This window comes from Streptomyces chilikensis (assembly GCF_001642695.1).
Lineage (GTDB): Bacteria > Actinomycetota > Actinomycetes > Streptomycetales > Streptomycetaceae > Streptomyces > Streptomyces chilikensis.
In genome coordinates, this window is the sequence record NZ_LWCC02000005.1 from 4,059,092 (window position 1) to 4,085,102 (window position 26,011).

Below are 26,011 nucleotides of genomic sequence, written 5' to 3' on the forward strand. Positions count from 1 at the left end.
ACCCGCCCGCATCCCCAGGAGTCCGTACCCCGATGACGTCCACCGTGCCCACCGCCGTCCCGCACCCCGGTGACGGACTGCCCCCGGTCACCATGTTCGGCCCGGACTTCCCCTACGCCTACGACGACTACCTGGCCCACCCGGCCGGGCTCGGCCAGGTGCCCGCCACCGAGCACGGCACCGAGGTCGCCGTCATCGGCGGCGGACTGTCCGGCCTGGTCACCGCGTACGAACTGATGAAGATGGGCCTCAAGCCCGTCGTGTACGAGGCCGACCAGCTCGGCGGGCGGCTGCGCACCGTCGGTTTCGACGGCTGCGACCCCGGACTCACCGCGGAACTGGGCGCGATGCGCTTCCCGCCCAGCTCGACCGCCCTCCAGCACTACATCGACCTGGTCGGCCTGGAGACCAGGCCCTTCCCCAACCCCCTCGCCCCGTGCACCCCTTCGACGGTGGTCGACCTCAAGGGCGAGTCCCACTACGCGGAGAGCGCCGACGACCTCCCCGAGGTCTACCGCCGGGTCGCCGACGCCTGGGCCCGCTGCCTGGAGGAGGGCGCCGACTTCTCCGACATGAACCGCGCCATCCGCGAGCGCGACGTGCCGCGCATCCGCGAGATCTGGGCGCGGCTGGTCGAGAAGCTGGACAACCAGACCTTCTACGGCTTCCTCTGCGACTCCCCGGCCTTCTCCTCGTTCCGCGACCGGGAGATCTTCGGCCAGGTCGGCTTCGGCACCGGCGGCTGGGACACCGACTTCCCCAACTCCATCCTGGAGATCCTCCGGGTCGTCTACACCGAGGCCGACGACCACCACCGCGGCATCGTCGGCGGCTCCCAGCAGCTGCCGCTGCGGCTGTGGACCAGGGAGCCGGAGAAGATCGTCCACTGGCCGTACGGAACCTCGCTGAGCTCGCTGCACCCCGGCGGCGGGCCCCGCCCCGCCGTCACCCGGCTGCACCGCACGGCCGGCAACCGGATCACCGTCACCGACGCGGACGGGGACATCCGCACCTACCGGGCCGCGGTGTTCACCGCCCAGTCCTGGATGCTGCTCTCCAAGATCCAGTGCGACGACGCGCTGCTGCCGATCGACCACTGGACCGCCGTCGAGCGCACCCACTACATGGAGTCCAGCAAGCTGTTCGTGCCGGTGGACCGTCCGTTCTGGAAGGACAAGGACCCGGAGACGGGGCGCGACCTGATGTCGATGACCCTCACCGACCGGATGACCCGCGGCACCTACCTGCTGGACGACGGCCCCGACGGCCAGGCCGCCATCTGCCTCTCCTACACCTGGTGCGACGACAGCCTCAAGTGGCTCCCGCTCTCCGCCAACGAGCGGATGGAGGTCATGCTGAAGTCGCTGGGCGAGATCTACCCGAACCTCGACATCCGCAGCCACATCATCGGCAACCCGGTCACCGTCTCCTGGGAGAACGAGCCCTACTTCATGGGCGCGTTCAAGGCCAACCTGCCCGGCCACTACCGGTACCAGCGCCGCCTGTTCACCCACTTCGTGCAGGACCGGCTGCCGGAGGACCGGCGCGGGCTGTTCCTCGCGGGCGACGACATCTCCTGGACGGCCGGCTGGGCCGAGGGCGCCGTGCAGACCGCGCTCAACGCGGTGTGGGGCGTCATGCGTCACCTGGGCGGCACCACCGACCCGTCCAACCCGGGGCCGGGCGACGTCTTCGACGAGATCGCGCCGGTCGAGCTCCCGGAGGACTGAGCCGGCCGCGGCGGACGCTCCGCCGGCCGCCGGCCGCCCACCGGCGGTCGGCGGCCGAGCGGCGGTCGGCGGTCGAGCGGCGGTCAGCGGTCGAGCGGCGTGAGGAGCATCCGCCCGACCACGCCCACGGCGGCGTCCAGCCGCCCGGTGAAGTCCGAGGCCAGCTCCGGCATCCGCCGCAGCGCCCACAGCGCCCGCGCCATCGACCAGGTGGTGTCCCGGGCCCGGTCCAGGCTCCACGCCCCCGCCAGATGGGTCAGCGGGTCGGCCACCTGGAACAGGTCCGGTCCCGGCATCAGCTCCTCGCGGACCCGCTCCTCCAGGGAGGCGAGGATGTCGCCCACCCGCTCGAACTCGTCCTCCAGATCGGCCGGACCGCAGCCGATCGCCCGGCAGGAGTCCACCACGGCCAGCACCAGGTCGTGCCCGATGTGCGCGTTGATGCCGGCCAGCGCGAACTGCACCGGGCGCACGCCCGGGTGCCCGCGCAGCCGGAACAGCGGACGCCAGCAGGCGGGCAGCCGGCCGCCCCGGCGGTCCGCCTCGGCGACCGCCAGGTAGCGCTCGGCGAAGAGGACGCCGAGCGTGGCCGCCGACCCGCGGTCCGGGAACCGGCCGCCGCCGAGCAGCCCGGCGAACTCCGAGGTCACCGTGAGGTACACCCGGTTGAAGACGGCGACCCCGTCCCGGGGACGCAACGACGCGTCCAGGACGCGCATCCGTTCGACCACGGCGTCAACCGCGCGTACCGGCGCGTATTCCACCGTGTCAACAGGAGTCGGGATTTCCATGTTCCGGGCCATGGCAGCAGGTTCCCAGCCCTAGGCTGACCGAGGTGTCGCCGTGCCGGTCGCTTCCTCCCTGTGGGGGACCCCGGCCACGGACCGGTGACGCCGGAGCGAGGCAGCACGACAGGGGAGCACCACTCGTGGACCGAGCAGACCGAGCGGGAACGCGGCCGCTGCGGGGCCCCGCCCGCAGGCGGTGGCGGATGGCCGCGGCCTCCGTGGCCGTGGTCGCCGCGGCCCTGACGGCCGACCCGGCGGCCCAGGGCCCCCACGCCCGGGCCCCGCGGGCCGAGGCCCTCCAGCAGGCCGGGCTCGTGCCCGGCCGGGCGCTCCCGTTCCACGTACCGCGGATCGGGGAGACCTCCCTGCCGCGGGCCTGGACCGCCGGGAAGCCCGCCTCCGGACCGGGGGCGGCGGTTCCCGCCCCGGACGGGCGGCTCTACCTCCATCCCGACTCCCAGGTGGTGGAGTGGGTGCGGAAGAACCCGGGCGACCCGCGCCGCCCGGTGATCGACTCCCGGATCGCCTCCCGCCCCGCCGCCGTCTGGTTCGCCGATCCCAACGCCGGCACCGTCACCGCCCGCGTCCACGCGGTCACCTCGCGGGCCGCCGGACAGGGCCGGATCCCGGTGCTGGTGGCGTACACGATTCCGCACCGGGACTGCGGCCAGTACTCCGCCGGCGGCGCCGAGGACCTCTCCGCCTACGACCGGTGGATCGACCGGTTCGCCACCGGACTCGGCACCGGCCGGGTGATCGTGATCCTGGAACCCGACTCGGTCGCCCAGGCGTACTGCCTGTCCGAGGAGGACCGGAAGGCCCGCTTCACCGCGCTGGCCCGGGCCGGCCGGGTGATCAAACGCGTGGCCCCGGGCGCCCGCGTCTACTACGACGCGGGGCACTCCGGCTGGAACGACGCCCCCAAGCAGGCCGGTCTGCTGCGCCAGGCCGGAGCCGCCGCGCCGGAGTCCTCCGACGGGGTCTTCAGCAACGTCTCCAACTTCCACCGCACCGCGGACGAGGTCCGTTACGTCCGCGAGGTCCTGGCGGCGATGGACGCCCCGGCGGGCCACGGCGCGGTCATCGACACCAGCCGGAACGGCAACGGGCCTCCGCCCGGGGGGAAGTGGTGCGATCCGCCCGGCCGGAAGGTCGGCCGGGCGCCCGTGCTCTTCCCGGGCGAGGCCCGTGTCGACGCCTATCTGTGGGTGAAGCTGCCGGGCGAGGCCGACGGCTGCCGGGGCAAGGCGGGCGTGTTCAGCCCGTCCTACGCCTACGAACTGGCGCGCTGACCGCCGCCCTCGCCGCCGTCCGCGTCCGCCTCCGCGGTGTCGTAGCGCGAGGTGCCCTCGTCGAGCAGGGGCTCCTGCGTCTTCATGTGCGCCGGGGCGAACAGGCGCAGGGCGTGGTAGCCGGTGATGACCACCAGGGTGCCCAGCGCGATGCCGCTCAGGGTGAAGTTGTCGGTGATCCGCAGGGAGACGTTGCCGACGCCGATGATGATGCCCGCCGCGGCCGGCACCAGGTTGAGCGGGTTGCGCAGGTCGACCCGGCCGTTGAGCCAGATCTGGGCGCCCAGCAGGCCGATCATGCCGTACAGGATCACCGTGATGCCGCCCAGGACGCCGCCCGGGATGGCCGCGACGACCGCGCCGAACTTGGGACACAGACCGAAGAGCAGGGCGAAGCAGGCGGCGGCCCAGTAGGCGGCCGTGGAGTAGACGCGGGTCGCCGCCATCACGCCGATGTTCTCGGAGTACGTGGTGTTCGGCGGACCGCCCACCGCGGTGGAGAGCATCGAGCCGATGCCGTCGGCGGAGATCGCCTTGCCCAGCTTGTCGTCCATCGGGTCGCCGGTCATCTCGCCGACGGCCTTGATGTGGCCGGTGTTCTCGGCGACGAGCGCGATCACCACGGGCAGCGCCACCAGGATGGCGGACCAGTCGAACGCGGGACCGTGGACGTCGGGCAGACCGAACCAGGCGGCGTCCCCGACGGCGGAGAGGTCCAGACGCCAGTGGTCGACGATCTTGCCGGTGGCGTCCGCGGAGTGGATCCGGCCGAAGACGGCGTCGAAGACCCAGGAGATGCCGTAACCGAAGACCAGCCCGAGGAAGATCGCGACGCGCGACCAGAAACCGCGCAGGGCGATCACCGCGAAGCCGGTGAACAGCATGGTCAGCAGCGCCACCCACTGGTCCTGCGGCCAGTAGGTGGTGGCCGTGACCGGGGCCAGGTTGAAGCCGATGAGCATCACGACGGCGCCGGTGACCACCGGAGGCATCGCCGAGTGGATGATCCGGGCGCCGAACCGCTGGACCGCCAGACCGACCAGGAAGAGCGCCACACCCACGCAGAACACCGCGCCGGTCACGGTGGCGCTGGACCCGCCCTGCGCCCGGATCACCGCGGCGACGCCGACGAACGAGAGCGAGCAGCCGAGGTAGCTCGGCACCCGGCCGCGGGTGACCAGCAGGAAGATGACCGTCGCGACACCCGACATCATGATGGCGAGGTTCGGGTCCAGCCCCATCAGGATGGGGGCCACGAACGACGCTCCGAACATCGCGACCACGTGCTGGGCGCCGAGCCCGGCGGTGCGCGGCCAGGAGAGTCGTTCGTCCGGGCGTACCACTGCTCCGGGTGCGGGCGTACGCCCGTCGCCGTGCAGTTTCCAGCGCACGCCGAGGTCCATAGGAGTTCCGCTTTCTGGGGTTCTCAAGATCTCCGGTTCCGACCGGTTCCGTCCATCCGGAGGATCGCTGTCCGCATCATTGTGGCGGATGCCGACCGCGGTCACCCTGCGGGATGCTCCGGGGGACGGGCGGAGCCGGGCCCGCCGGACCGCGCGGACCCCTCCCCGTCCCGGTTCCCGGGGCGCAGCACCCCGGCGAACCCGGCCACCCCGCAGGCCAGCAGCGTCACCAGGGCGAACGACGCCACCAGACTGGTGGCCTCGGCCAGTGCGCCGATGGCGCCGGGGGCCACCAGCCCGGAGGTGTAGGTGATGGTCGCGACGCCCGCGATGGCCTGGCTCGGGTTGGGACCGCTGCGCCCGGCGGCCGCGAAGCAGAGCGGCACCACCACGGCGATGCCCAGCCCCAGCAGCGCGAACCCGCCCATGGCGACCGCCGGGTGCGGGGCCGTCACCACCAGCACCCCGCCCAGGGCGGCCAGCGCGCCGCTCACCCGCACCGTGCGCACCGCCCCGAAGCGGTCGACCACCGGGTCGCCGGCGAACCGGGCGAGGGCCATGGTCAGCGTGAAGCCGGTGGTGCAGGCCGCGGCGAGCGTCGCCGAGGACCCGAGCACGTCGCGCAGGTAGACCGCGGACCAGTCCAGGCTCGCGCCCTCGGCGAACACCGCGCAGAAGCCGATCGCGCCGATCAGCACCGCGGAGCGGGGCGGCAGGGCGAACCGCGGCGGCGGCTCCTCGTCGACGGCCGCCCGTATGTCCAGCACCCACGAGCAGACCACCAGGCCCACCGCGGTGAGCACGGCCGCCGCGACCGTGAAGTGCAGCCGGCCGTCCGCCTCCAGGTGCGCGGCGAGGGTGCCGCCCGCGGATCCCAGCAGCGCGCCCGCGCTCCACATGCCGTGCAGGCCCGACATGATCGACCTGCCCAGCCGGTTCTCCACCTCCACGCCGAGCGCGTTCATCACCACGTCGGCCATGCCGGAGGTGGCGCCGTAGACGAAGAGGGCCGGGCACAGGGTGAGCAGGTTCGGCGCGAGTCCCGGCAGCACCAGGGAGAGCGTCCACGCCGCCAGCAGCAGGCGCAGCGAGGTCCGGGCCCCGAGCCGGTGGGAGATCCGGCCCGCCACCGGCATCGCCACCGAGGCGCCCAGCGCGGGCATGGCCAGCGCCAGTCCCAGCTGGCCCGCGCTCACCGACGCGTGGTCGGCGACCCACGGCACGCGCGAGGCGAACGACCCCGCCACCGCGCCGTGCACCGCGAACACCGCGGCCACGGCGTGGCGGGCGCTGCGCACCTGGCGGGGCCCGTAGGCCTGTCCGCCGGACGACGTCTCGGACACGCGGTCCCTCCCCGGGGCCCAACTTCGGTGCACCCTGCACCGACGTGACCGTACACGTGCGCGAAGGACCGGTGTGAGCCAGTCCACAGGGGTGGCCTGTCTCCGGTCATCGGGGGCATGGCACACTGGGCGTGTCAGATCAATGACCAACAGCGCACTCCGGGGTCGGTGAAAATCCGAACCGGCGGTTACAGTCCGCGACCCGGCCGCCTCCAGCGGTCGGCTGACCAGGTGAAATTCCTGGACCGACGGTTAAAGTCCGGATGGGAGGCAGTGCGCGGCGGGCAGGCACATCCGTGTCGTCCGCCGGATACGGGCATCCACCCGTGGGTCGTCGTCCCTGGCCGCGCCCTCCGGCGTGGCCGGCCGGAGCGCCCGTGGAGTCCCGGCGTCCGGCGCGGACGTACACCGGACGGTCCGTGTGCCCGTGTGTCCCTGCCCTCGTCGGCAGCCCCGGAGTCCGTGCCCGCCACGGCAGGAGGACCCGGGAAGTGTTCACCGGCATCATCGAAGAGCTGGGTGAGGTGACGGCCGTCGAGCGGCTCGCCGACGCCGCACGGTTCCGGCTGCGAGGCCCCGTCGTCACCGAGGGCGCCCGTCACGGCGACTCGATCGCGGTCAACGGCGTCTGCCTCACCGTGGTGGAGCACGAGGACGACGAGTTCACCGCGGACGTCATGGCCGAGACCCTCCAGAGGTCCAGCCTCGGCGCCCTGACCGTCGGCTCCCGCGTCAACCTCGAACGCCCCACCCCCGTCGGGGGCCGCCTGGGCGGGCACATCGTGCAGGGCCACGTCGACGGCACCGGCACGGTCCTCGACCGCCAGGCCTCCGAGCACTGGGAGATCGTCAGGATCTCGCTCCCCGCCGAGCTGGCCCGCTACGTGGTGGGCAAGGGCTCCGTCACCGTCGACGGCATCAGCCTCACCGTCGTCGAGGCCGGCCAGGACTTCTTCACCGTCAGCCTCATCCCCACCACCCTGGCGCTGACCACCCTCGGCCTCAAGCAGGCCGGCGACCCGGTCAACCTCGAGGTCGACATCGTCGCCAAGTACGTGGAGCGGCTCGTCGGAGCGGGCCGGACGGAGGACGCGAAGTGAACTGGCTCAACGCGGAGGCCTTCACCGTCCTCGGGCAGCACATCATCTGGTCCGACCTGATAGGCAACACGCTGGGTCTCGCCGCGCTCGCCCTCGGCTGGCTGCGCAACGTCTGGACCTGGCCGCTCCAGCTCCTGTCCGGCCTGGTGCTGATCGCGGCGAACGCGGCCGTCCAGCAGGGCGGCGGCGTCGGCAAGCAGCTGGTGGTCATCGTGGTGGCCGTCTGGGGCTGGCGCGCCTGGACCGTGGGGCGCAAGGCGTCCGCGGACGGAACGCTGCAGGTCCGGTTCGCCGACTGGCGCGAGCGCGGTCTGCTGGTCGCCGGCGCCGTGGCCGGCACCCTCGCGGTCGGCGGCCTGTTCACCCTCTTCCCCTCCCTCTCCTGGAGCCCCTGGGCCGACGCCTACATCTTCGTCGGCACCCTGGTCGCCATGTACGCGCAGGCCAAGGGCATGGTCGAGTTCTGGTTCGCCTGGCTCCTGGTCGACCTGGTCGGCGTCCCGCTGAACTTCGCGAGCGGACTCGCCTTCTCCGGTCTCATCTACCTCGTCTACGGGGCACTCGTCCTGTGGGGCATGCGCGACTGGTGGCTCCGGTCGCGCGCCGCCCAGCGACCCGCCCTGGAAGGAACGCCGGCATGACGGCACCCGTCTGGACCCCGAACCCGCGCCCGGAGGACCCGGACGCCCTGATGCTCGCCCTCGACCCGGTCGAACAGGCGATCGCCGACATTGCGGCCGGCCGCCCGGTCGTGGTCGTCGACGACGAGGACCGCGAGAACGAGGGCGACCTGGTGGTCGCCGCCGAGGCGGCCACCCCCGAGGTCGTCGCCTTCATGATGAGCGAGTGCCGCGGCCTGATCTGCGCCCCCATGGAGGCCGGCGAACTCGACCGGCTGCGCCTTCCGCAGATGGTGCGGGACGGGGCGAACACCGAGTCCATGAAGACCGCCTTCACCGTCTCCGTGGACGCCACCGCCGCCCACGGCGTCACCACCGGCATCTCCGCCGCGGACCGCGCCGCCACCCTGCGCCTGCTGGCCGGCGGCACGGCCGGACCGGAGGACTTCGTCCGCCCCGGCCACGTCTTCCCGCTGCGCGCCCGCCCCGGCGGCGTGCTGGAGCGGCCCGGCCACACCGAGGCCGCCGTCGACCTGGCCCGGCTCGCCGGGATGCGGCCGGCCGGCGTGATCGTGGAGATCGCCGGGGAGGACGGCCGGATGCTGCGGCTGCCCGAGCTGGTGCCCTTCGCGCGCAAGCACGGGCTGACCATCGTCTCCATCGAGGACCTGATCGCCTACCGGCGCTCCGCCGAGCCCACCGTGCGGCGCGAGGCCGAGGTCCGCCTGCCCACCCGGTTCGGCGACTTCACCGCCTACGGCTACCGCTCCACCGTCGACGGGGTGGAGCACGTCGCGCTGGTCCACGGCGACATCGGCGACGGCCGCGACCTGCTGGTCCGGCTGCACTCCGAGTGCCTCACCGGCGACGTCTTCCACTCGCTGCGCTGCGACTGCGGCCCCCAGCTGGAGGCCTCGCTGGAGCGCATCCAGGAGGCGGGCCGCGGCGTCCTGGTCTACCTGCGCGGGCACGAGGGCCGCGGCATCGGCCTGATGTCCAAGCTGCGCGCCTACGAACTCCAGGAACGCGGCCACGACACCCTCGACGCCAACCTGGAACTCGGCCTGCCCGCCGACGCCCGGGACTACGGCGCCGGCGCGCGGATCCTCGCCGACCTCGGCGTCCGGACCGTGCGGGTGATGACCAACAACCCCGACAAGACCGACGCCCTCGCCCGCCACGGCATGGAGATCCTCTCCCGGATCCCCATGCCCGTGCAGGCCGGCGAGCACAACGCCCGGTACCTGCGCACCAAGCGCGACCGGATGGGCCACGACCTGCCCTGGCTCGACCAGGACGGCGCCGCGGTCGCCGGCTGCGACGACCAGTGACCGGGGAACCCGCGGCGGTTCCCGTACCCGACTTCCACCCCGAACCCACCCAGGAGCGAACGTGAGCGGCAAGGGCGCACCCGAACTGACCGTCGAGAACTGCGGAGACCTGCGGGTCGCCGTCGTGGCGGCGCAGTGGCACGACAAGGTCATGGACGGACTGGTCGACGGCGCCCTGCGCGCCCTGACCGACCTCGGGATCACCGAGCCCACCCTGCTGCGGGTCCCCGGCAGCTTCGAACTCCCCGTCGTCGCGAAGGTCCTGGCCCAGCGCGGCTACGACGCGGTGGTCGCCCTCGGCGTCGTCATCCGCGGCGGCACCCCGCACTTCGACTACGTGTGCCAGGGCGTGACCCAGGGACTCGTCCAGGTCTCCGTGGAGACCGGCGTCCCGATCGGCTTCGGCGTGCTCACCTGCGACACCGAGGAGCAGGCCCTGGACCGCGCCGGCCTGCCCGGCTCGAACGAGGACAAGGGCCACGAGGCCGTCACCGCGGCCGTCGCCACCGCGACCACCCTGCGTTCAGTATCCGAACCCTGGCGGTGACAGCTCCCGGGGACGCGTAGGGTAAGACCACCATGTCCAAGAAGACTTTCGAGGAGCTCTTCACCGAGCTCCAGCACAAGGCCGCGCACGGCGACCCCGCCACCTCCCGCACCGCCGAGCTGGTGGACAAGGGCGTCCACGCCATCGGCAAGAAGGTGGTCGAGGAGGCCGCCGAGGTCTGGATGGCGGCCGAGCACGAGAGCAAGGAAGCCGCCGCCGAGGAGATCTCCCAGCTCCTGTACCACGTACAGGTGATGATGGTCGCCCGGGGAATCTCCCTGGACGACGTGTACGCCCACCTCTAGGCCGCCCCGCCCCGTGCGTCCCCGCGCCCGTCCGGCGCCGCCCCGTGGCGCCGGTCCCGTCCGTCCGCCCGCACCGTCCGCGACACCCCACCGATCGACCGAAGGAAGCCTTCCCATGCTGCGCATCGCCGTCCCCAACAAGGGTTCCCTCTCCGGCCCTGCGGCGGCCATGCTGCATGAGGCCGGCTACCAGCAGCGCCGGGAGTCCAAGGAGCTGCGGATCGTCGACCCGGTCAACGAGGTGGAGTTCTTCTACCTCCGCCCCCGGGACATCGCGATCTACGTCTCCTCCGGCCGCCTCGACATCGGCGTCACCGGCCGCGACCTGCTGATCGACTCCGGCGCCGACGCCGAGGAGATCCTCCCCCTGGGCTTCGCCCGCTCCACCTTCCGGTTCGCCGCCAAGCCCGGCGCGGTGAAGGACCTGTCGGACCTCGCCGGCAGGACCGTCGCCACCTCCTACGAGGGCATCGTCGGCAAGTACCTCGCCGAACAGGGCGTCGACGCCTCCGTGGTCCACCTCGACGGCGCGGTGGAGACCGCCATCGAGCTGGGCGTCGCCGAGGTCGTCGCCGACGTCGTGGAGACCGGCACCTCGCTGCGCAACGCGGGCCTGGAGGTCTTCGGCGACCCCATCATGAAGTCCGAGGCCGTGGTGGTGCGCCGCACCGGCGCCGACGCCGGCGATCCCAAGGTCCAGCAGTTCCTGCGCCGCCTCCAGGGCGTCCTGGTGGCCAGGACCTACGTCATGATGGACTACGACTGCCGGGTCGAGCAGCTGGAGAAGGCCGTCGCGCTCACCCCCGGCCTGGAGTCCCCGACCGTCTCCCCGCTGCACAACGAGGGCTGGGTCGCGGTCCGCGCCATGGTCCCCTCCGCCGACGCGCAGAAGATCATGGACGACCTCTACGACATCGGCGCCCGCGCCATCCTGACCACCGCCATCCACGCCTGCCGCCTCTGAGGCCGCCCCGGCCCCCAGAGGGCCGTCGCGCCCGCCCGAGGACACGAGGAAGACCGCATGACCACGCCGGCCCCGCCCGAGCTCCCCGTCACCTTCCGGCCCGCCCGCACCCGTACGGTGCTGCTGGCGCTCGGCGCCGCGATGCTCGCGGTCCTCACGGTCGTCGCCCTGCTGCTCCCCGGCCTCGGCCCGGGTGAGCGGCTGAGCTTCGTCCTCACCGGTGCACTGGTGTTCGCGGTCCTGTGGGTGCTGGCCCGCCCCCGGGTCCTCGCCGACGGGGCCGGCGTGACGGTGGTCAACATCGCGTCGAGCCGGCGGCTGGACTGGGCGGAGATCCTCCAGGTCCGGCTGCGGCCGGGCGACCCGTGGGTCTTCCTCGACCTCTCCGACGGCACCAGCCTGCCCGTTCTCGGCATCCAGCCCGGCATGGCCCGGGAGCAGGCCCTGCGTGACGCCCGTGCCCTGCGGGCCCTGGTGGAGGCCAGGTCCGGGGCCGACCGCGCCTGACGCACCCCGGCCGCGGGGGCGCGCGGAGGAGCCGGCGCCCCCCGCCCGGCGCAGTCGACCCTGCCACGAAGCGGCTCCTCTTGATTAACCTGTGGGCGGGGACGTCACGGTGACGCCCCCGCCCCCGAGCCCTGCGCGGCCCGCCGGCCGGCGCCCGGGCACCCGGGGGGCTCCTGCGATCCGAGGAGTGACGTACTCCGGCGATGGACGGACCGTCCTGCAGTACCTGCGCCGCCCCTGCCCGACCTGACGCGGACCCGTTCCGCGGCATCGCGGAGGCGGCGGCCACATGACCATCCCCCTGCTGCTCCTGGCAGCCGCCTTCCTGCTGATCCTGGCCAACGGATTCTTCGTGGCCGCCGAGTTCGGCCTGGTGACCGTCGACCGCCCCGAGGCGGAGCGCGCGGCCGCCGAGGGCGACCGGCGCGCCCGGCGCGTGGTCGACTCCCTCAAGGAACTGTCGTTCCAGCTCTCCGGCACCCAACTCGGCATCACCCTCACCTCCCTGGTCGTCGGCATGCTCGCCGAGCCGGCGCTCGCCGGACTGCTGCACGGCCCGTTCACCGCCCTGGGCCTGCCCGAGGGCATCGTCCCCGGCGTCTGCGTGGCGGTGGGCATGCTGCTCGCCTCCGCGGTGCAGATGGTGATCGGCGAGCTGGTGCCCAAGAACTGGGCGGTCTCCCGGCCGCTCCAGGTGGCCCGCTTCGTGGCCGGCCCCCAGCACCGGTTCGCCCGCCTGTTCCGCCCGGTGATCGCCGGGCTCAACGCGGTCGCCAACCGGCTGGTGCGCGCCCTGGGCTTCGAACCCGCCGACGAGCTGGCCTCCGCCCGCACCCCCGGCGAACTGGTCTCGCTGGCCCGGCACTCCGCCCGGGCCGGCGCCCTCGAACAGGACACCGCCGACCTGTTCGTGCGCACCCTGGCCACCCTCTCCCTGGGCGAGCTGACCGCCCAGCACGTGATGACCCCGCGGGTGCGGGTCGCCGCCCTGCAGGCCTCGGCCACCGCCGAGGACGTGATCAACCTGACCCGGGCCACCGGCCTCTCCCGCTTTCCGGTCTACCGGGAGCGGATCGACGAGATCGTCGGCATGGCCCACCTGAAGGACGCGCTCGCCGTGCCCGCCGCCGAGCGGCTGCGCACCCCGGTGACCCGGATGTGCCGGCCCGCGCTGCTGGTCCCCGAGACCCTCCCGGTACGGCCCCTGCTGACCCGGCTGCGCGGCGAGCAGCCGATCGCGGTGGTGGTCGACGAGTACGGCGGCACGGCCGGCGTGGTCACCCTGGAGGACATCGTCGAGGAACTGGTCGGCGAGGTCCGCGACGAGCACGACGGGCTGGACCTGCCCGAACTCGCCCCCGCCCCCGCCGAGGACGGCGCGCCCGCCTGGGACGCCGACGGCGGCTGCCGGATCGACGTGCTGGGCCGGGCCGGACTCCGGGTGCCCGAGGGGCCCTACGAGACGGTGGCCGGACTCGTCGCCGACCTGCTCGGGCGCATCCCGGCCGAGGGCGACACCGTGGAGCTGCCGGGCTGGCGGCTGCGGGTCCTCCGGGTCGGCCACAACCGGGCCGAGCGGGTCCGGCTGCTCAGGGCGGGAACCGCGGCGGCGCCGGCGGGTGCGCCCGGCGTGCTCGCCGTACCCGTCGAGGGCCGGCCGGCCGCGCCCCGCGGACCGCTCGCGGAGGCCGTCCGGTGAGCGCGCTGCAACTGCTCCTCGCGGCCCTGCTGGTGCTGGGCAACGGCTTCTTCGTGGGGGCCGAGTTCGCGCTGGTCTCGGTGCGGCGCAGCCAGGTCGAACCGCTGGGCACCGCCCGTGCCCGGCAGGTCCTGTACGGGCTGGAGCACCTGCCGCGGATGATGGCCGCCGCCCAGTTCGGCATCACCGTCTGCTCGCTCACCCTGGGCGCGGTCGCCGAGCCCACCGTGGCGCACCTGCTGGAGCCGGTGTTCACGGCGGTCCGCCTGCCGGAGGCCATGGTCCACCCGCTGGGCTACGCCCTCGCCCTCGCCGTGGTGGTCTTCTTCCACCTGGTGATCGGCGAGATGGTGCCGAAGAACCTGGCGATGGCCGCCCCCGAGAAGGCCGCGCTGTGGCTGGCACCGGGGCTGGTCGCCTTCGCGCGGCTGTGCGGACCGGTCACCTCCGCCCTGGGCGCCTGCGCGGGGGCGGTCCTGCGGCTGTTCCGGGTGGAGCCGAAGGACGAGGTCGAGGCGGTCTTCACCAGCGAGCAGCTCAACCGGCTGGTGGAGGACTCCGGCCAGGCCGGCCTGCTCGACCCGGAGGACGCCGAGCGGCTCGAGGACGCCCTCGAACTGGGTTCGCGCCCGGTGACGGACGTGCTGCTGCCGATCGAGTCCCTGGTCACCGTCGGCCCCTCGGTCACCCCGGGCGAGGTGGTCGCGCTCACCGCGCGCACCGGGTACTCGCGGTTCCCGGTGGTGGGGGAGGGCGGCGTCTTCCTGGGCTACCTGCACGTCAAGGACGTGCTCGACCTGGACGACGCGGACGGACCGGTCCCGCCCAGGGTCCGCCGCCGGATGACCGAGCTGCCGGGCACCCTGCCGCTGGACGACGCGCTCACCGTGATGCGGCGGGCCGCCGCCCACCTCGCGGCGGTCACCGACGCGACGGGGCGCGCGGTGGGGCTGGTCGCCCTGGAGGACGTCCTCGAACTCCTCGTCGGCGAGGTCCGCGACCCGGCCCACCGGGTGCCGTCCTAGCGGCCGTCCCGGGCGGTGCGGCCGCCCCGCGCCCCGCGGTGCCGCCCTCCCGCGGCGCGCCGGCCCGCGGGAGGGACACCGGTCCTTCCCGCGGGCCGCCGGGCCACAGGGCCCGGCGGCCCGCGGGTCCGCCGGTCCGGCCCGTCTACTCGGGACCGGCCGGCTCGCGGCCGGAGAGCACCTCCCCGTACGCCTGCATCAGATCCGGCAGCCGCAGCGTCGACAGGTCCTCCCGCGACAGCTCCGCCGTCCCCGGGACCGCCGACAGCCGCAGATCCCGGTACGCGCAGCTCTTCTCGTACAGCGTGCGCAGGAACCGCCCGTTGCCCAGCTCGTCGATCCACCCCTGCCCGACCACGTGGGTGCTGATCGACAGCAGCTCCTCCAGCGCCTCCTCGTCCCAGCCGTCGCCGTTCTCCCCGGCGAGCACCTTGCCGATCTCGCAGAGCTCGTCGGGCCGGTAGGAGGGGAAGTCCACCCGCGTGGTGAACCGGGAGGACAGCCCGGGGTTGGCGGCCAGCAGCCGGTCCATCCCCTCGGGGTAGCCGGCGAGTATCACCACCAGGTGGTCCCGGTTGTCCTCCGCCCGCTTCAGCAGCACCTGCAGCGCCTCGTCGCCGTAGGCGTCGCCCTTGCCGTACCCGGTGTTGACCAGCGCGTACGCCTCGTCGACGAAGAGCACCCCGCCCAGCGCGGAGTCGATCAGCTCATTGGCCTTCACGGCGGTCTGGCCGAGGAACTCGCCCACCAGATCGGCCCGTTGGGCCTCGACCAGATGGTCCCCGCCGAGCAGTCCCAGCGCGTAGAAGACCCGCCCGAGTATCCGGGCCACCGTGGTCTTGCCGGTGCCCGACGGCCCGGAGAAGACGAAGTGCCGCTTCGGCGGCCGCACCGGCAGCCCCCGCTCGGCGCGCAGCCGCGCCATGTTGAGCTGGGCCGACAGGGCCTTCACCTGCCGCTTGACCGGCTCCAGGCCGACCATCCGCTCCAGCTCCTCCAGCGCCTCCTCCAGCAGCACCGGATCGGCCGGCCCCGGCGGGAACGGCTGCAGCGGGACGAACGCCTTCTCCCGCACGGTGTCCGGCGAGGACACCGGCGACACCCCGGCGTCCGGGTCGGAGACCTTCACCCCCACGTCCCGTCCCGCCGTGCCGGCCAGCGGGTCCAGGCCCTCCGCGCCGTCGGCGGCGGCCGGGAGGGGGAAACCCGCGTAGCCCTCCATGCCCAGCTCCGCGTCCTCGTCCCATCCGTCCTCCTCGGAGATCGCCGCCAGCCGGGCGGCGGTGTCCATGAACGACGGGTCGACATGGTGCACGGCGCGGTAGAGCGGCAGCGCGGCCGCGGTCCGGCCGGTGCCCTCGTGCGCCCGGGCCAGCCAGTAGCGCAGCTCCTTGCGCTGCGGCTGCTCGCTGCGGCAGCGCATCAGCGCCGCCGACAGCAGCGGCTCCGCCTGCCCGTACATCTCCAGCCGGACCCGGGCCATGCCGCCGAACAGCCTGGCCTCGATGCCCAGCGACGGGTCGTCGAGCAACGGGTCGGTCCGCCGGACGAGTTGCTCCCAGTCCTTCACCAGGTAGGCGCGGCAGGCGTGCAGGAAACGGACCTGGGGATCGGACTCGGCGGACGGTAATCCGCCCAGGGCGCGGTCGAGTTCGGGGACGTGGCGGCCGTCCAGCCAGTGCGAGGCGTGCGCCAGCAGCAGGTCGCGACGGCTCTCCAGCACCGGCTGCACCCACCAGCCCAGCCAGTACCAGGAGTTGAGCGGCCGGCCGTGCCGGGTGCGCTGCTCCCCGAACCGGTCGCGGTACTGGTGCATCCGCAGCAGCGCGGTCGTCGTGTCGGCCCGCAGCGCGTGCAGTCCGAGCCAGGCGTCCGCCATGCCGGGGTCGAGGCGCACCGCGACGCGGAACTCCTCCTCCGCCTGCGGGTAGGCGCCCATGGTGTAGGCGTCCACCCCTCGCAGCCAGGCAAGGTCGGCGGGGTCGCCGGGTCCCCGCGCGCCGAATTCCCTCACGTCGTCGTCCCCCACAAACCGTGCCCCGTCCTTCGCCGCCGGGCCGGCCCCGGCCGCCGCCTCGGCCGAACCGCCCGCCCACAGGCCTCGTTCGGGCCGCGCGGCGGCGGGCCGACGGACGCACCGAAGGCATCGTACCCATGGGGCCGTGGTGGCCCTACGGGCGCGACGAGGGCGCTCGGGGCATCACCGGCGCACCGTTGCGTCGACCGCGCGGTCACGCACAGTGAGGGAACCGGGGTGCGGGGAGTCCGGAAAACCGGCTCCGGGCAGAACGAAGCCCCCGGTCACGGGGGAACAACCGGGGGCTTCGTGCGTGCGGACGGCCGTGAACGGGCCGTGCATGGAGAACGTAAGACCTGCACGGTCCCGGGGTCAAGCGGTGTCGACGTCCCGGTCCGAGGTTCCGCGCCGCCCCGGGAGGGAGGGATCGCGTGCTGCCGACGACCCGTCACCCACCGTGAGGAAAGTGAGGGCGGGGCCTTCCGACAGCTCGTATCCACAAGGCACTTGACGGACCAACAGGTGTGCGTGGGGGCGTGAGGGATCGCGGGCGAAGTGCGCGCGCTCGGCGGCCTCCCACCCGTCCCAGAAGTCGCGCTGCTCCTCGCCGTCGCGCAGGCGGCCGCGCCGCCAGGACTCCTCGGCCGGCAGATCCGCCCATATCAGGCGGGCCAGGTGCGGGCGCAGGGCGCGCCGGCCGGCCCCGACCCCCTCGACGACCACTGCGGGGGCCGGGGGCAGCGAACGGGGCGCACCGAAGCGGCGGCCGGACCAGTCGTAGGGCGCGTACCGGGCCGTGCGCCCCTCCCGCAGCGGCTCCAGCACCTCGGAGGCGAACCGCGCGGTCCAGGAGAACAGCTCCCGGTGGGTGGCGATGTCGTCGAGATGGAGCACCGGAGCGCCCCCGAGCGCCTCCGCCAGGCGGGCGGCGAAGGTGGTCTTCCCGGACCCGGCGTGCCCGTCGACCCCGATCAGCCGCACCGGGCCGCAGGACGGCGGCAGCCGGAGCAGGGCGGAGGCGAGGGCGTCGAACACGGTTCCACTCTAGGCCGCGGCGCCGTGCCGGGGCCGCCCGGCCGCGGGTGCGGGCGCGGGCCACGCCGCCGGGCCGCGGCGCCGGCGCCGGGCCGGGCCGCCGGAGCCGGCACGGCGCCGTCGCCAGAGGTCGACACCAATGTCGCCGCCGGCCGGAACGGCCCAGGTACTGGATCGGCGGCGGGCGGCGTGGCCATAGTGGGTTCCCGGAGCCGCGGACACCATCACCCGACTCGCACCCCTGGGGGCCGATCAGCCATGAGCAACAGAGCCCAACAGCCGTCCCGCAGAACCGTTCTCGCCGCGGCGGTCGCCGCGGCCGTCACCGGGGCCGCCGCCGTTCCGGCGGCCGCCTCCGACGCGGACCCCCGCGCCGCCGAGGCCGACACGGCCGCCGCCGGGGGCCTGGTGGACAACCGGGCCTGGGTCACCTACGCCGACTGGCGCGAGGGCCGCGCCGACGGCATGCGCACCGTGTCCGGCGCCCGCCCCGGAGTGGCCCTCGCCACCCCGGCCGGCGTCACCGAGTACACCGACCCGCACACCGGGACCACCGCCTCCTGGGAATACGCCACCTGGACCTCCCCGTCGCACCGCCTCGAGGTCCCCGCGACCGAGGTCATCCCCAGCTGGAACGCCGACACCCCGGAGGGCACCTGGATCCAGGTGGAGCTCCGGGGCAGGTACAACGACGGAACCGACACCCCCTGGTACGTGATGGGCCGCTGGGCCGCCGGCGACCAGGACGTCCGCCGCACCTCGGTGGACGACCAGACCGACGGCAGGAGCACCGTCTGGACCGACACCCTCTCGGTCGACGACGCCTCCACCGGGCTGCGTCTGGTCTCCTACCGCCTGCGCCTCATCCTCCACCGCCGCCCCGGCTCGACGGCCACGCCCACCGTGTGGCGGCTCGGCGCGATGGGCTCCGACGTCCCGGACCGCTTCACCGTCCCCGCCTCCGCGCCGCGCGTGGCCCGTGAGCTGCCGGTGCCGCGCTACTCGCAGAACACCCACATCGGCCAGTACCCCGAGTACGACAACGGCGGCGAGGCCTGGTGCAGCCCCACCTCCTCGCAGATGATCATCGAGTACTGGGGCCGGAAGCCCACCGCCGAACAACTCGCCTGGGTGAACCCCGAGTTCGCCGACCCGCAGGTCTGCCACGCGGCCCGCTTCACCTACGACCACCAGTACCAGGGCTGCGGCAACTGGCCCTTCAACGCCGCCTACGCCGCCACCTACCCCGGCCTGCAGGGCGTGGTGACCCGGCTGGAGTCGCTCGCCGACCTGGAGCGGCTGATCGCGGCCGGCATCCCCGCCATCACGTCCCAGTCCTTCCTGGCGGCCGAGCTCACCGGCGCCGGATACGGCACCGCGGGCCACCTGATGACGGTGATCGGCTTCACCGCCGACGGCGACGTCATCGCCAACGACCCGGCCTCACCGAGCAACGAGGCGGTCCGCCGCGTCTACAAGCGCCGTGAATTCGAGAACATCTGGCTCCGTACCAAGCGGTACAACGCGAGCGGGCGTGTGGTCTCCGGCACGGGCGGCGTCTGCTACCTGTACTTCCCGGCCGTCCCCACGCCCGCGCAGCGCAAGGCGCTGGAGGCGGTGGGAATCCGCTGACCTGCGGTTCTGTGACGAAGCTCTCCGCCCCGAGGGGCCGGGGCGATGGCATGGTGGAGGGACGGGTCCGGCCGCACGGCCGGCTCCCGGGGGGAACCACCGCACGCGACCCGAGCGAGAGACCATGAGCGCAGCGACTGCCACCCTGACCCGCACCCTCACCGGCGGCCCGAAGGACGACGACGACAACGACCTCGTCGAGCACATCGCCGGCTGGGTCCTGGTCGCCGTGATGGCCATGCTGGTCACCCAGCTCGGCCTGGTCTGACCCGGTACGAGGACAGCGGCGGAAACGACCCGCGGGAACAGCGGCAGCGGAGCCCGGCCACCGGCCGGGCTCCACTGCTTTCCCCGCGCCTCCCGCCGCGGTCCTCCCGCCGTCCGGGGACATGTTTCCCATCCGTTACAAGTAAGCGACCGTTAACCGGTGACGCGGCGGCGGCGACCGGGCATACTCACAGCGCGCAGCCGCCGACCTGCCGTTTTCTTCCGTGACCCGGGAGGGCGTCGGCCCTGCCCGTGAGCCGGCGGGACCCGTGTCATCCACACGGTCGCCCGCCCTGCGCCCGTACAGGGAGGAGAACACCGCCATGACCGATCACGGTGCCCCGCAGCCGGTCGACCGCGCGCTGCCCACCGAGGAGGCCCGGGACCTGCTGGCCCTGGTCCGCGAGATCGCCCAGCGCGAGATCGCCCCCAAGGCGGCCGACGAGGAGGACACGGGGACGTTCCCCCGGGAACTGTTCACCCTGCTCTCCGCCTCCGGACTGCTCGGGCTGCCCTACTCCGCGGAGTACGGAGGCGGCGAGCAGCCCTACGAGGTCTACCTCCAGGTCCTGGAGGAGCTGGCCGCGGCCCGGCTCACCGTCGGCCTCGGAGTGAGCGTGCACACGCTCTCCTGCCACGCGCTGGCCCACTTCGGCACCAAGCAGCAGCGGCTGGAGCACCTGCCCGCCATGCTCGGCGGCGGCCTGCTGGGCGCCTACTGCCTCTCCGAGCCCGCCTCCGGATCCGACGCCGCCTCGCTGCGCACCCGCGCCGTCCGCGAGGGCGCCGACGGCGACTGGGTGGTCGAGGGCACCAAGGCGTGGATCACCCACGGCGGCGTCGCCGACTTCTACACGCTGATGGCCCGCACCGGCGGCGAGGGCCCCCGCGGGATCACCGCCTTCCTGGTCCCGGGCGACGCGCCCGGCCTGGGCGCGGCCGCGCCCGAGAAGAAGATGGGCATGAAGGGCTCGCCCACCGCCCAGGTCCACTTCGACGGCGTCCGGCTCGGCGACGACCGCCGGATCGGGGAGGAGGGCCAGGGCTTCGCCATCGCCCTCGCCGCCCTCGACTCCGGCCGGCTCGGCATCGCCGCCTGCGCGATCGGAGTGGCCCAGGCGGCGCTGGACGCCGCCACCGCCTACGCCGGCGAACGGCGCCAGTTCGGCCGCCCGATCGGCGACTTCCAGGGACTGCGCTTCCTGCTCGCCGACATGGCGACCCAGGTCGAGGCGGGCCGTTCCCTCTACCTGGCCGCGGCGCGGCTGCGGGACGCCGGGCGGCCGTTCTCCCGGCAGGCGGCCATGGCGAAGCTGTTCTGCACCGACGCCGCCATGAAGGTCACCACCGACGCCGTCCAGGTCCTCGGCGGCTACGGCTACACCGCGGACTTCCCGGTGGAGCGCCACATGCGGGAGGCCAAGGTGCTGCAGATCGTCGAGGGCACCAACCAGATCCAGCGGATGGTCATCGCCCGTCACCTGCTGGGCCCCGAGTCCCGCTGACGGGCCCGCGCCGGCCCGGCGGGGTGGCCAGACGGGTCCACTCCGGGTCGTGACGGCCCGGAAGGGTCCGCCCTCCCTCCTCCCAGCTGCGCATCAGCTCGCGGTAGATGGGCGGATCCTCGGACGCGGGCCCCGGGGCCGCCGGCGCCTCCGCCGGGCCCGGGGCGAACACGCGTCGCCGCCTGGCCGTGGCCGAAGAGGTTGCGGTCATACCGGGAGAACGCCCGGGGCGGTGACGCGTCACCCCGCCGGGCGTCAGCGCATCAGTTCGGGCGCCGGGTCAGGCCGCGCGGCCCATGTGGCGCCGGGTCATCGGCGCGCGCATGGGGCGCGATCCCGGACCGCCGACGTGCGAGAAGGGCTGCGTCCGCCAGTCCAGGCCGGCGGGCAGCGTGAGCAGCAGGCCGGTCTCCTGCTCCTGCGGATCCGTCCCCGCGTCCGCGGGCTCGGCCTCCGCGGCCGCCCGGCCGGTGCCGGGGCACACCGTCAGGCCGAACGGGTTCCACGGCGAGGCGCACAGCGCGTGCTCCGGCAGGACGTCCTCGTCCGCCAGGAGGGCGATGGGCTGCGCGCAGTCCGGGCAGACCACCCGGTACATCTCGAAGGTGTCGTAGGCGTCGAACTCCTCGTCCGCGGCGTCCGGTTCGACGCCCTCCGGCTCGGGTTCGACGACCTGGGGCCTCCTGGACGCGGAACGGCCAGGGCGCTGAAGACTGTGCATCGGGTACTCCCCCTCGGGCTGGGCCGTAAGGCTCTGCGGCCTCGACCACAGCAAGCATTTCCCTGCACCCCGGGCGGGTAATCACGTGAACATCATGGAGGTCGGCCGGGAAGTGTGTCCTTCGTCACATAGTCATGCACAAAGGCCTCACACCGCCCACCCGGCCGCCTCGGCCGGCCGGGTGGACGGGACGCGTCCGTGCCGGCTGATCGCGAGCCCTGTAGCTTTTGCGCATGGAGGAGCTGGACCGACAGATCGTGCGGCTGCTCGTCGAGGACGGGCGGATGAGCTACACGGACCTGGGCAAGGCCACGGGCCTGTCCACGTCGGCCGTGCACCAGCGGGTGCGCCGGCTGGAACAACGCGGCGTCATCCGCGGCTACGCGGCGGTCGTCGACGCCGAGGCGGTGGGGCTGCCGCTGACCGCGTTCATCTCGGTCAAGCCCTTCGACCCCAGCGCACCCGACGACATCGCCGACCGGCTGGCCGGCGTTCCGGAGATCGAGGCCTGCCACAGCGTGGCCGGTGACGAGAACTACATCCTCAAGGTGCGCGTCTCCACCCCGCACGAGCTGGAGGAACTGCTCGCCCGGGTACGCGCCCTGGCCGGCGTCTCCACCCGCACCACCGTGGTGCTCTCCACGCCCTACGAGAGCCGCCCGCCCCGCCTCTGACCCGTCCGGGCCGCCCCACCCCCGCGCGCCGCCCGCCCCGGCGGGGCGGGACACTGTTCCCCATGAGCAATGGCACCGCCCCGACCTCCCGCACCGTCCTGCTGCGCGGCGGTGAGGTCCACAGCCCCGCCGACCCCTTCGCCACCGCCATGGTCGTCGAACGCGGCCACGTCGCCTGGGTCGGCTCCGAGGGCGCCGCCGACGCCTTCGCGGAAGGGGTCGACGAGGTCGTCGACCTGGAAGGCGCCCTGGTCACCCCGGCCTTCACCGACGCCCACGTCCACACCACCAGCACCGGTCTCGCCCTCACCGGCCTCGACCTCTCCGGCGCCCCCTCCCTGGAGGCGGCCCTGGACGCGATCCGCGGCTTCGCCGCCGCCCGCCCCGCCGACCGGGTGCTGCTCGGCCACGGCTGGGACGCCGCCCGCTGGCCCGGCGGCCGCCCGCCGGCCCGCGCCGAACTGGACGAGGCGACCGGCGGCCGCCCCCTGTACCTCTCCCGGGTGGACGTCCACTCCGCCGTGGTGACCACCGGGCTGCTCGACATGGTCCCCGGCGTCACCGCCATGACCGGCTTCGCGGCGGACCTCCCGCTCACCGGCGACGCCCACCACGCCGTCCGCGCCGCCGCCTTCGGCGCCGTCACCCCCGCCCAGCGCGCCGAGGCCCAGCGCGCCGCCCTGGCCCACGCCGCCTCCGTCGGCATCGGCACCCTCCACGAGTGCGGCGGCCCGCACATCTCCTCCGAGGAGGACTTCACCGGCCTGCTGCGCCTCGCCGCCGAGGAGCCCGGCCCGCGCGTCGTCGGCTACTGGGCGGAGCAGGACGTCGACAAGGCCCGCGAACTCGGCGCCCTCGGCGCGGCCGGCGACCTCTTCGCCGACGGATCCCTCGGCTCGCACACCGCCTGCCTCCACGAGTCCTACGCCGACGCCGGTCACAGCGGCACGCCCTACCTGGACGCCGCCGCGGTGGCCGCCCACGTGGCCGCCTGCACCGAGGCGGGACTCCAGGCGGGCTTCCACGCCATCGGCGACGCCGCCGTCACGGCCGTGGTCGAAGGCGTCCGGGCCGCGGCGGAGAAGGTCGGCCTCGCCCGGATCCGCGCCGCCCGGCACCGCGTCGAGCACGCCGAGATGATGACGGGGGCGACGATCGCCGCCTTCGCCGAACTCGGCCTCACCGCCTCCGTGCAGCCCGCCTTCGACGCCTTCTGGGGCGGCGACGACGGCATGTACGCCCAGCGCCTCGGCGTCGAGCGGGCCCGCACCCTCAACCCGTTCGCCGCCATGCTGCGCGCGGGCGTGCCCCTCGCCTTCGGCTCCGACAGCCCGGTCACCCCGCTCGACCCGTGGGGCACCGTCCGCGCCGCCGCGTTCCACCGCACGCCCGGCCACCGCGTCTCGGTCCGCGCCGCCTTCACGGCCCACACCCGCGGCGGCTGGCGTGCGATCGGCCGGGACGACGCCGGTGTGCTGGTGCCGGGCGCCCCCGCCGACTACGCGGTCTGGCGCACCGGGGAGCTGATCGTGCAGGCCCCCGACGACCGGGTGGCCCGCTGGTCCACCGACCCGCGCTCCGGAACCCCGGGCCTGCCCGACCTCACGCCCGGCACCGGCCTGCCGGTCTGCCTGCGCACCGTGGTGGGGGGCGAGACGGTCTTCGTGCGGCCGGGCGGGTGAGCTCCGGCGCCGGGCGTCCGCCCCGGACGCCCGGCGCCCTCCCGCCGTGCCCCTGCCCGCTGCGGGAAGGAACGTTCCCCGGCGCCGCCCGCCCGCCCGCGGCCCGGTTTGACACGGCGTGGCGGACGGCGGGTAGGTTCGGTCGGGTCCACCAACGGACGCCCGACCGGAAGCCTCCGCGCACTCGTGGCGCCGCCGCTGGGTCGGGCCGGTGCGCCGGGGCGGCGCACCGGCCCGCTGTGCCAGGTCCAGCGGCCGTGACGCCCCGGGGGAGGCCGCGGCCGGTCGGCAGGTGAGACCACGGCGGGGTGCCGGCGCTCAACAGACAACGGCCTTCGACGGATCCGCAGCCGGTGGATCCCGGGCCGGCCCGAAGGGCGGCGGCCCCCGCCCGGCGCCTGCCGGCGTCCCGCTCCCCGGAGGTCCTCGGCGACGTCCGTCCCCGCAGGCCCCGCCCGCGCCGGTGTCGTCGCGTCGTCGTGTCCGCTCCGGGGCCGCCCACTAAGGTGGTCCCCTGCGTAGGGACTTGACTGCGCACGGCGCCCGCCTCCGCGCGGTCGACGGCGCGGAGACGAAAGGGCAGCAGTGAACGAGGACGGCGTCGGCGCTCCCGCCGCGGGTGGCCAGGAGAGACGGTTCGGCCCGCTCGGCAAGACCTTGGTGATCATCCCGACCTACAACGAGGCCGACAACGTCGCGCCCATCGTCCGACGCGTCCGGGCCGCCGTCCCCGAGGCGCACGTCCTCGTCGCCGACGACAACAGCCCGGACGGGACCGGCAAGATCGCCGACGAACTGGCGGTGGAGGACGACCGGGTCCAGGTCCTGCACCGCAAGGGCAAGGAAGGACTGGGCGCCGCCTACCTGGCCGGGTTCCGCTGGGGCATGGAGCACGGCTTCGACGTCCTGGTCGAGATGGACGCCGACGGTTCCCACCAGCCCGAGGAACTGCCCCGGCTGCTCACCGCGCTCAAGGGCGCCGACCTCGTCCTCGGATCCCGGTGGGTGCCCGGAGGACGGGTCGTCAACTGGCCCCGCTCGCGCGAGTTCATCTCCCGCGGCGGCAGCCTCTACTCCCGGGTCCTGCTCGACGTCCCCATCCGCGACGTCACCGGCGGGTTCCGCGCCTTCCGCCGTGCCACCCTGGAGGGGCTCGGGCTCGCCGACGTCGCCTCCCAGGGGTACTGCTTCCAGGTCGACCTGGCCCGGCGCGCGGTGAAGGCCGGCTACCACGTGGTCGAGGTGCCGATCACCTTCGTGGAGCGGGAGCACGGCGACTCCAAGATGAGCCGGGACATCCTGGTCGAGGCGCTCTGGCGGGTCACCGCCTGGGGCGTGGGGGAGCGGGCCGGGCGGATCATCGGGCGGCCCCGGCGCGGCTGAACGGGGCCACCAGGCACACTGGAGGCATGACGACCGGCCCTCAGCGCTCCTTCCCGCCCGCACCCCCCTCCGGCTCCTCCGACTCCTCCACGCGCCCGGCCCGGCAGCCCCGGTCGCGGGCGCGCACCGCGGTGCCGCTCGGCGTGGCCGCGTGGCTGGTGCTCGAGATCTGGCTGCTGACGCTGGTCGCGGAGGCCGCGGGCGCCCTCGCCGTCCTCCTGCTGCTCACCGCCGGCGTGCTGCTGGGCGCCGCGGTGGTCAAGCGGGCCGGGCGGCGCGCCTTCCGCTCGCTGGACGCGGCGATGCGCGGCCGGCGGGCCGGGCAGGAGCCGGACGGCCGGGACGCCGCGGTCACCGAGGGCAACGGGCTCACCATGCTGGGCGGCATCCTGCTGATCGTGCCCGGCATGATCACCGACGTGGCGGGGCTGCTGCTGCTCG

Annotated in this window: 24 protein-coding genes and 1 riboswitch; of the genes, 18 read left to right on the forward strand and 6 right to left on the reverse strand. The window is 74.1% G+C overall.

The genetic code is table 11. The annotated features are described in order from the left end of the window. Window positions 1-32: 32 nt before the first annotated feature. Window positions 33-1,730, forward strand: coding sequence for a flavin monoamine oxidase family protein (locus A2U95_RS18190; protein ID WP_166023847.1), 1,698 nt, complete (start codon window positions 33-35; stop codon window positions 1,728-1,730). A gap of 83 nt (window positions 1,731-1,813) precedes the next feature. On the opposite strand, the gene A2U95_RS18195 is transcribed toward A2U95_RS18190, so the two are convergent. Continuing rightward, window positions 1,814-2,521, reverse strand: coding sequence for a DUF5995 family protein (locus A2U95_RS18195; RefSeq protein ID WP_166025352.1), 708 nt, complete (start codon window positions 2,519-2,521; stop codon window positions 1,814-1,816). Between the two features lie 200 nt (window positions 2,522-2,721). Between A2U95_RS18195 and A2U95_RS18200 the strand changes: the two genes are divergently transcribed. Beyond that, window positions 2,722-3,810, forward strand: a complete 1,089-nt coding sequence (locus tag A2U95_RS18200; protein WP_166023849.1) for a glycoside hydrolase family 6 protein — start codon at window positions 2,722-2,724, stop codon at window positions 3,808-3,810. Here the strand turns inward: A2U95_RS18200 and A2U95_RS18205 are convergent. Further along, entirely contained in the window at window positions 3,792-5,213 is a 1,422-nt protein-coding gene (locus A2U95_RS18205) for a uracil-xanthine permease family protein (RefSeq protein ID WP_166023851.1), read from the reverse strand. The two genes, A2U95_RS18200 and A2U95_RS18205, sit on opposite strands and share 19 nt — an antisense overlap. 101 nt (window positions 5,214-5,314) lie before the next feature. Further along, window positions 5,315-6,556 carry an MFS transporter gene (locus tag A2U95_RS18210; protein ID WP_166023853.1) on the reverse strand — a complete coding sequence of 414 codons (1,242 nt, stop codon included), beginning with the start codon at window positions 6,554-6,556 and terminating at the stop codon, window positions 5,315-5,317. A 150-nt stretch (window positions 6,557-6,706) separates the two neighbouring features. Then, window positions 6,707-6,837: riboswitch (FMN riboswitch) on the forward strand. Window positions 6,838-7,047: 210 nt separating this feature from the next. Here A2U95_RS18210 and A2U95_RS18215 point away from each other — a divergent pair. The 9 genes from A2U95_RS18215 to A2U95_RS18255 all read left to right on the forward strand — a co-directional run bounded on the left by A2U95_RS18215 (window position 7,048) and on the right by A2U95_RS18255 (window position 14,654). Further along, window positions 7,048-7,656, forward strand: a complete 609-nt coding sequence (locus A2U95_RS18215; RefSeq protein ID WP_166023855.1) for a riboflavin synthase — start codon at window positions 7,048-7,050, stop codon at window positions 7,654-7,656. Then, window positions 7,653-8,297 (forward strand): nicotinamide mononucleotide transporter family protein, encoded by a 645-nt coding sequence (locus tag A2U95_RS18220; protein ID WP_166023857.1) that lies wholly within the window; start codon window positions 7,653-7,655, stop codon window positions 8,295-8,297. Before A2U95_RS18215 ends, A2U95_RS18220 begins: the two co-directional genes overlap by 4 nt. Beyond that, window positions 8,294-9,607: a bifunctional 3,4-dihydroxy-2-butanone-4-phosphate synthase/GTP cyclohydrolase II gene (locus A2U95_RS18225; protein ID WP_166023859.1), complete on the forward strand. Its 1,314-nt coding sequence runs from the start codon at window positions 8,294-8,296 to the stop codon at window positions 9,605-9,607. The genes A2U95_RS18220 and A2U95_RS18225 overlap by 4 nt, the downstream gene beginning before the upstream one ends. 61 nt (window positions 9,608-9,668) lie before the next feature. Continuing rightward, window positions 9,669-10,154, forward strand: a complete 486-nt coding sequence (ribH, locus tag A2U95_RS18230; RefSeq protein ID WP_166023861.1) for a 6,7-dimethyl-8-ribityllumazine synthase — start codon at window positions 9,669-9,671, stop codon at window positions 10,152-10,154. Between the two features lie 32 nt (window positions 10,155-10,186). Further along, window positions 10,187-10,459 (forward strand): phosphoribosyl-ATP diphosphatase, encoded by a 273-nt coding sequence (locus tag A2U95_RS18235; RefSeq protein ID WP_108957108.1) that lies wholly within the window; start codon window positions 10,187-10,189, stop codon window positions 10,457-10,459. Window positions 10,460-10,574: 115 nt separating this feature from the next. Beyond that, the gene (hisG, locus tag A2U95_RS18240) at window positions 10,575-11,423 is read left to right on the forward strand and encodes an ATP phosphoribosyltransferase (protein WP_166023863.1); all 849 of its coding nucleotides are present in this window, start codon (window positions 10,575-10,577) and stop codon (window positions 11,421-11,423) included. 57 nt (window positions 11,424-11,480) lie between these two features. Continuing rightward, the gene (locus A2U95_RS18245; RefSeq protein ID WP_166023865.1) at window positions 11,481-11,930 is read left to right on the forward strand and encodes a PH domain-containing protein; all 450 of its coding nucleotides are present in this window, start codon (window positions 11,481-11,483) and stop codon (window positions 11,928-11,930) included. Window positions 11,931-12,219: 289 nt separating this feature from the next. Then, window positions 12,220-13,629 carry a hemolysin family protein gene (locus A2U95_RS18250; RefSeq protein WP_166023867.1) on the forward strand — a complete coding sequence of 470 codons (1,410 nt, stop codon included), beginning with the start codon at window positions 12,220-12,222 and terminating at the stop codon, window positions 13,627-13,629. Beyond that, entirely contained in the window at window positions 13,626-14,654 is a 1,029-nt protein-coding gene (locus A2U95_RS18255; protein ID WP_166023869.1) for a hemolysin family protein, read from the forward strand. The genes A2U95_RS18250 and A2U95_RS18255 overlap by 4 nt, the downstream gene beginning before the upstream one ends. 145 nt (window positions 14,655-14,799) lie before the next feature. Here A2U95_RS18255 and A2U95_RS18260 read toward each other — a convergent pair whose 3' ends face one another. Further along, window positions 14,800-16,683 carry an AAA family ATPase gene (locus A2U95_RS18260; protein WP_240957358.1) on the reverse strand — a complete coding sequence of 628 codons (1,884 nt, stop codon included), beginning with the start codon at window positions 16,681-16,683 and terminating at the stop codon, window positions 14,800-14,802. A gap of 360 nt (window positions 16,684-17,043) precedes the next feature. Next, window positions 17,044-17,706 carry a uridine kinase family protein gene (locus A2U95_RS18265; RefSeq protein WP_240957359.1) on the reverse strand — a complete coding sequence of 221 codons (663 nt, stop codon included), beginning with the start codon at window positions 17,704-17,706 and terminating at the stop codon, window positions 17,044-17,046. Between the two features lie 258 nt (window positions 17,707-17,964). Here A2U95_RS18265 and A2U95_RS18270 point away from each other — a divergent pair, with 258 nt between their 5' ends. The 3 genes from A2U95_RS18270 to A2U95_RS18280 all read left to right on the forward strand — a co-directional run bounded on the left by A2U95_RS18270 (window position 17,965) and on the right by A2U95_RS18280 (window position 21,110). Beyond that, window positions 17,965-19,338: a peptidase C39 family protein gene (locus tag A2U95_RS18270; RefSeq protein WP_166023871.1), complete on the forward strand. Its 1,374-nt coding sequence runs from the start codon at window positions 17,965-17,967 to the stop codon at window positions 19,336-19,338. A gap of 124 nt (window positions 19,339-19,462) precedes the next feature. Further along, window positions 19,463-19,606 (forward strand): SCO1431 family membrane protein, encoded by a 144-nt coding sequence (locus A2U95_RS18275; protein WP_166023873.1) that lies wholly within the window; start codon window positions 19,463-19,465, stop codon window positions 19,604-19,606. A gap of 322 nt (window positions 19,607-19,928) precedes the next feature. Beyond that, window positions 19,929-21,110, forward strand: coding sequence for an acyl-CoA dehydrogenase family protein (locus tag A2U95_RS18280; protein ID WP_166023875.1), 1,182 nt, complete (start codon window positions 19,929-19,931; stop codon window positions 21,108-21,110). Window positions 21,111-21,390: 280 nt separating this feature from the next. On the opposite strand, the gene A2U95_RS18290 is transcribed toward A2U95_RS18280, so the two are convergent. After that, window positions 21,391-21,831, reverse strand: a complete 441-nt coding sequence (locus A2U95_RS18290) for a hypothetical protein (protein ID WP_166023877.1) — start codon at window positions 21,829-21,831, stop codon at window positions 21,391-21,393. A 233-nt stretch (window positions 21,832-22,064) separates the two neighbouring features. Here A2U95_RS18290 and A2U95_RS18295 point away from each other — a divergent pair, with 233 nt between their 5' ends. From A2U95_RS18295 to fxsA, 4 genes are all read left to right on the forward strand, one after another. Further along, a complete protein-coding gene (locus A2U95_RS18295) occupies window positions 22,065-22,505 on the forward strand; it encodes an Lrp/AsnC family transcriptional regulator (RefSeq protein WP_151774919.1) in 441 nt (146 codons plus the stop codon). Between the two features lie 62 nt (window positions 22,506-22,567). Further along, the gene (locus A2U95_RS18300) at window positions 22,568-24,187 is read left to right on the forward strand and encodes an amidohydrolase (protein ID WP_166023879.1); all 1,620 of its coding nucleotides are present in this window, start codon (window positions 22,568-22,570) and stop codon (window positions 24,185-24,187) included. Between the two features lie 585 nt (window positions 24,188-24,772). After that, window positions 24,773-25,570 (forward strand): polyprenol monophosphomannose synthase, encoded by a 798-nt coding sequence (locus A2U95_RS18305; RefSeq protein ID WP_166023881.1) that lies wholly within the window; start codon window positions 24,773-24,775, stop codon window positions 25,568-25,570. Between the two features lie 26 nt (window positions 25,571-25,596). Further along, window positions 25,597-26,011 (forward strand): FxsA family membrane protein (fxsA, locus tag A2U95_RS18310; protein ID WP_166023883.1); only part of this gene is annotated, 415 nt, incomplete at its 3' end.

Excerpts from the sequence above, each read along its gene's own strand:
- A2U95_RS18190 (WP_166023847.1), top strand. The coding sequence starts at position 33 with ATGACGTCCACCGTGCCCACCGCCGTCCCGCACCCCGGTGACGGACTG.
- A2U95_RS18195 (WP_166025352.1), bottom strand. The coding sequence starts at position 2,521 with ATGGAAATCCCGACTCCTGTTGACACGGTGGAATACGCGCCGGTACGC.
- A2U95_RS18200 (WP_166023849.1), top strand. The coding sequence starts at position 2,722 with ATGGCCGCGGCCTCCGTGGCCGTGGTCGCCGCGGCCCTGACGGCCGAC.
- A2U95_RS18205 (WP_166023851.1), bottom strand. The coding sequence starts at position 5,213 with ATGGACCTCGGCGTGCGCTGGAAACTGCACGGCGACGGGCGTACGCCC.
- A2U95_RS18225 (WP_166023859.1), top strand. The coding sequence starts at position 8,294 with ATGACGGCACCCGTCTGGACCCCGAACCCGCGCCCGGAGGACCCGGAC.
- A2U95_RS18235 (WP_108957108.1), top strand. The coding sequence starts at position 10,187 with ATGTCCAAGAAGACTTTCGAGGAGCTCTTCACCGAGCTCCAGCACAAG.
- hisG (WP_166023863.1), top strand. The coding sequence starts at position 10,575 with ATGCTGCGCATCGCCGTCCCCAACAAGGGTTCCCTCTCCGGCCCTGCG.
- A2U95_RS18245 (WP_166023865.1), top strand. The coding sequence starts at position 11,481 with ATGACCACGCCGGCCCCGCCCGAGCTCCCCGTCACCTTCCGGCCCGCC.
- A2U95_RS18250 (WP_166023867.1), top strand. The coding sequence starts at position 12,220 with ATGACCATCCCCCTGCTGCTCCTGGCAGCCGCCTTCCTGCTGATCCTG.
- A2U95_RS18270 (WP_166023871.1), top strand. The coding sequence starts at position 17,965 with ATGAGCAACAGAGCCCAACAGCCGTCCCGCAGAACCGTTCTCGCCGCG.
- A2U95_RS18275 (WP_166023873.1), top strand. The coding sequence starts at position 19,463 with ATGAGCGCAGCGACTGCCACCCTGACCCGCACCCTCACCGGCGGCCCG.
- A2U95_RS18280 (WP_166023875.1), top strand. The coding sequence starts at position 19,929 with ATGACCGATCACGGTGCCCCGCAGCCGGTCGACCGCGCGCTGCCCACC.
- A2U95_RS18290 (WP_166023877.1), bottom strand. The coding sequence starts at position 21,831 with ATGCACAGTCTTCAGCGCCCTGGCCGTTCCGCGTCCAGGAGGCCCCAG.
- A2U95_RS18295 (WP_151774919.1), top strand. The coding sequence starts at position 22,065 with ATGGAGGAGCTGGACCGACAGATCGTGCGGCTGCTCGTCGAGGACGGG.
- A2U95_RS18300 (WP_166023879.1), top strand. The coding sequence starts at position 22,568 with ATGAGCAATGGCACCGCCCCGACCTCCCGCACCGTCCTGCTGCGCGGC.